This is a genomic window from Desulfolutivibrio sp. (assembly GCF_036584575.1).
In the GTDB taxonomy this organism is placed as follows: domain Bacteria; phylum Desulfobacterota; class Desulfovibrionia; order Desulfovibrionales; family Desulfovibrionaceae; genus Desulfolutivibrio.
Map to the genome: position 1 here is coordinate 1 of NZ_JAZHDB010000121.1, position 3,736 is coordinate 3,736.

The 3,736-nt window shown below is 67.0% G+C and carries 5 protein-coding genes; 4 read left to right on the forward strand and 1 reads right to left on the reverse strand.

Annotated features, from left to right (window positions below):
* Window positions 1-117: 117 nt before the first annotated feature.
* The gene (locus V3572_RS09500) at window positions 118-612 is read right to left on the reverse strand and encodes a hypothetical protein (protein ID WP_332110756.1); all 495 of its coding nucleotides are present in this window, start codon (window positions 610-612) and stop codon (window positions 118-120) included.
* A gap of 285 nt (window positions 613-897) precedes the next feature.
* On the opposite strand from V3572_RS09500, the gene V3572_RS09505 reads away from it, so the two are divergent.
* The 4 genes from V3572_RS09505 to V3572_RS09520 all read left to right on the forward strand — a co-directional run bounded on the left by V3572_RS09505 (window position 898) and on the right by V3572_RS09520 (window position 3,706).
* Complete coding sequence (locus V3572_RS09505; protein WP_332110757.1) at window positions 898-1,350, forward strand: universal stress protein; 453 nt, start codon at window positions 898-900, stop codon at window positions 1,348-1,350.
* Between the two features lie 103 nt (window positions 1,351-1,453).
* The gene (gene hisC / locus V3572_RS09510) at window positions 1,454-2,578 is read left to right on the forward strand and encodes a histidinol-phosphate transaminase (protein ID WP_332110758.1); all 1,125 of its coding nucleotides are present in this window, start codon (window positions 1,454-1,456) and stop codon (window positions 2,576-2,578) included.
* Complete coding sequence (gene cmk / locus V3572_RS09515; RefSeq protein ID WP_332110759.1) at window positions 2,575-3,240, forward strand: (d)CMP kinase; 666 nt, start codon at window positions 2,575-2,577, stop codon at window positions 3,238-3,240. The genes hisC and cmk overlap by 4 nt, the downstream gene beginning before the upstream one ends.
* Window positions 3,241-3,472: 232 nt before the next feature.
* Entirely contained in the window at window positions 3,473-3,706 is a 234-nt protein-coding gene (locus V3572_RS09520) for a hypothetical protein (RefSeq protein ID WP_332110760.1), read from the forward strand.
* Window positions 3,707-3,736 lie beyond the last annotated feature (30 nt).

Here is a 3,736-nt window from a genome sequence, read left to right on the forward strand (position 1 = left end):
GCCCGCAGGGGCGGGCCGATGGGGAGGCGGGGCGACTGAAGCGGGGGCTGTCGGCCCGACGGATGCGGCACAAGGCCGATCCAACCCGCCGGGCCGGTCTGAGGCGTGCGGATGGGGCTAGATGTAGTCGCCCCGGTTGAACTTGATCTTTTCGGTCACGGCCATCACTTCCAGTTCATTGACCAGAGAGCCCATGCCGGGATTGTCCTCGGACATGTCCGGCCAGTCCTGCTTGAGCTTTTGCACGCCGCTTTCGATGTGCTCAAGCACGCCGTAGGCCTCGCGCAGTCCGCCTTCCTGGCTGCCCGAGGCCAGCTGGTCGGCATAATTTTCCCATTCGGTCAGCAAGCTATCCACGTTTTCCATGGCCGTGCGCTCTTTTTCTGTCAGATCCTGGGCCGGGGTCGCGCCCTCGGCTTGAAGCAGGGAGGCGATCTCATGCATCCCGCCGCCGATGGGCGGCGCGGAGATCGTGCCTGCGTCCTGTGCCTCGATTCCCTGGACTTCCCGGTTCAGCAGGTTCTCAAAGACTCCGGCCTCCGCTGTCGTCCTGGATTGGTCCTGGCTGTCGGCCTGCCGCAGAGCGTTTATCTGTTCCTGCGTGATCTTCATGGCCTTCACCTCGCTGCGACGTTTTGCTTTTTCCTAGCAAGTATCCTGCCAAGTGGTGTGCAAGTTTTTGCACTGAAATCATTGGAAATTTGCGGCAGGGGCGGGGAAGAATTTTCCCTGGCCGGATGCCCGCCCGGACTTTGCTGCACGTATAGGCCCTGGCGGGCGGCTTGTCTATTTCCCCCGGATTGGGCATACAACATGCGGCCCCGTGCTGATCTTTTCGACGCCTGCGGCAAAAACTTTATCACGCCCGCCTGGCGCGGACAAAAAGGAGACGAAGGCATGGCCAAGATCGAAAAAATTTTGTGCGCCGTGGATTTTTCGGAACACAGTCCCCATGTGGCGGACTATGCGGCCACCCTGGCCAGGGCCTTCGGGGCCAAGGTGCTGTGCCTGTACGTGGCCCCGTCCCTGAGCGAATACCTGGGGTTCCATGTGCCGCCGAGCTCCATCGAGAATTTCGTGGGCGAGATCGTGGCCGGGGCGGACACCACCATGGAGGAGTTCGTGGCCAAGCGCTTCGAAGGCGTCGCCTGCACCGGCAAGGTGCTCACAGGCTATGCCGCCGAGGAGATCCTGGCCGCCGTCAAAAGCGAGAAGGCCGACCTTTTGGTCATGGGCACCCACGGCCGCAAGGGCATCGACCGCATTCTGTTCGGGTCCGTGGCCGAGAAGGTGGTCAAGAGCGCCCCCTGCCCGGTGCTGACCATCCGGCCGGAACCTGCAGGGAAATAGCCGCCGGGGGCGTTGCCGACTGTCGCGACGCCCTTTACCATCCGCCGCTTTGGCGGTAACTTCCCGCGCCTTGTCTGCACCATTATCGCGGGGGGCTGCCGTCATGTCCGATCTGCCGTTTGTCCGGGACGAGGTGCGTGGGTTCACGCCCTATGCGCCCGGGTTGTCCATTGATGAAATCCGGGAGAAATACGGGCTGGCCCGGGTCATAAAACTCGCCAGCAACGAAAATCCCCTGGGCGTCTCGCCCCTGGTGGTGCGCGCCCTTGAGCGCACGGCCCCCCTGGCCTTCCGCTATCCCCGGGGCGGCAACCCGGCCCTGACCGCGGGCATCGCCGACCATTTCGGCCTGGACCCGGCCGGGGTGGTGGCGGGCAACGGATCGGACGAGATCATCGACCTGTTGATCCGGATCGCGGCCCGGCCCGGCCGGGACAACGTGGTGGCCTTCAACCCTTGTTTTTCCATCTACGTGCATCAGTCGCGGCTGTGCGGCGTGGCCATGCGCCAGGTTCCCCTGGCCGGGGATTTCTCCTTCGATTTCGAGGCCCTTTTGTCCGTGGTGGACGACAACACGGCCCTGGTGTTCGTCACCAACCCGGACAACCCCTCGGGGCGCGCCGTGCCCGCCGACGAGCTGGCCGCCCTGGCCGGTCGCCTGCCCGCCCGGACCATCCTGGTGGTGGACGAGGCCTATGCCGACTTCGCCGAACCGGCCGAGGACTATACCCTGTTGCCGCGCCTGAAAGCTTTTCCCAATGTGGCCGTGTTGCGCACCTTTTCCAAGATGTACGGCCTGGCCGGGCTGCGCCTGGGATTCGGGGCCATGTCCCCGGCCCTGGCCGACTATCTGCGTCGGGTGCGGCTGCCGTTTAGCGTCAACCTCATGGCCGAGGCCGCCGGACTGGCCGCCATGCAGGACGGCCATTTCATCGCGGCCACCCGGGAGACCGTGCTGCGCGGCCGGGCCAGCGTGGCCGCGGCCCTGACCGGGATGGGCTGCCAGGTCTGTCCCTCCATGGCCAACTTCCTCATGTTCACCCCGCCCCTGGCCGCCGCCCGGGTTTTCGAGGAACTGCTCGTCCGGGGCGTCATCGTGCGGCCCCTGGCCAGCTACGGCCTGCCGGACAGGCTGCGGGCGAGCCTTGGCTCGGACGAGGAGAACGCGGTCTTCGTGACGGCCATGCGGGAGATTTTGGGACATGCCGATCAGGCGGGCGGCGCATGACGCCCTTGGTGGTGACCATCGACGGCCCGGCCGGGGTGGGCAAGACCACCCTGGCCAAGCGGGTGGCCCAGGCCATGGGCGTGGCCTATCTGGACACCGGGGCCATGTTCCGCGTCCTGGCCCTGCGCCTTTCGCCGGTGTCCGCCGACACCCCTACGGAGGCCGTCTCCGGACGCATCGGCGGCCTGGACTTCTCCCTGCGCGGGATCGGCGCGGACACGGCGCTTTTGGTGGATGGCGCGCCCGTCGGCGACGAGATCCGCACCGAGGCCGTGGCCTACGCCGCCTCCACCCTGGCCACCCGGCCCGAGGTGCGGGCCGTTTTGCTCCAGGCCCAGCAGCGCATCGGCCGGGGCGTCTCGCTGGTGGCTGAGGGCCGGGACATGGGCACGGTGGTCTTTCCGGCCGCGGCCCATAAGATTTTTCTGGACGCCTCGCCACAGGTGCGCGCCGTCAGGCGGGTCGAGCAACTGGCGGCCATGGGCCAGCCCGCCGACCTCGCCGCCATCCTGGCCGACATCACCCGTCGCGACGCCCAGGACCGCACCCGGGCCGAGGCCCCCCTTCGGCCCGCCCCGGACGCGGTGATCATCGACACCTCGGATCTGGACATCGACGGGGTGTTCGCCCGGATCATGGCCGCCGTGGCCCCGTCCGTCTGATCCGTCATCCCCCTGTGGTCCCGCCCGGCCCCGGGCCTGCCGCCCGGACAGGCGGGGCCTGCGAAAGTGTCGCTTGATGCGACAAAAATGTCGTAGGCCCGTCATCCCTCCCCGTGAAATCCCGCGTACACCCTGGCCGGTCACAGTGGCCCGGGGTTTGCTTTACGTCCCTCGTCCCGCGGGCGGGACAGGCGGCCGGGCCGGATCATGCACCCTGGCGGGAGGTTTCCCCATGTTGGCGCCGGAAAAGACACCACGGATCGGAGACGAGCGGAAATTCGATTACGGCCGCTCCCTTTTGTACACCATCTATCGCCACGCCTCGGGCCTCCCCGACGCCGAGGCCTCCGCCATGGCCCGTCAGGCCGCCGCGCGCCGCCACGGCGATGCGGCCCTCCCGGCCAGCCCCGGACGCCTGTCCGAGTCCCTGGACGAGCGCCTTCGATATCCCCGGCCCTGGCGTTGAGCCTGAAGATCTTCGGGTTTGTTTTTCTCA

Excerpts from the sequence above, each read along its gene's own strand:
- V3572_RS09500 (WP_332110756.1), bottom strand. The coding sequence starts at position 612 with ATGAAGATCACGCAGGAACAGATAAACGCTCTGCGGCAGGCCGACAGC.
- V3572_RS09505 (WP_332110757.1), top strand. The coding sequence starts at position 898 with ATGGCCAAGATCGAAAAAATTTTGTGCGCCGTGGATTTTTCGGAACAC.
- hisC (WP_332110758.1), top strand. The coding sequence starts at position 1,454 with ATGTCCGATCTGCCGTTTGTCCGGGACGAGGTGCGTGGGTTCACGCCC.
- cmk (WP_332110759.1), top strand. The coding sequence starts at position 2,575 with ATGACGCCCTTGGTGGTGACCATCGACGGCCCGGCCGGGGTGGGCAAG.
- V3572_RS09520 (WP_332110760.1), top strand. The coding sequence starts at position 3,473 with ATGTTGGCGCCGGAAAAGACACCACGGATCGGAGACGAGCGGAAATTC.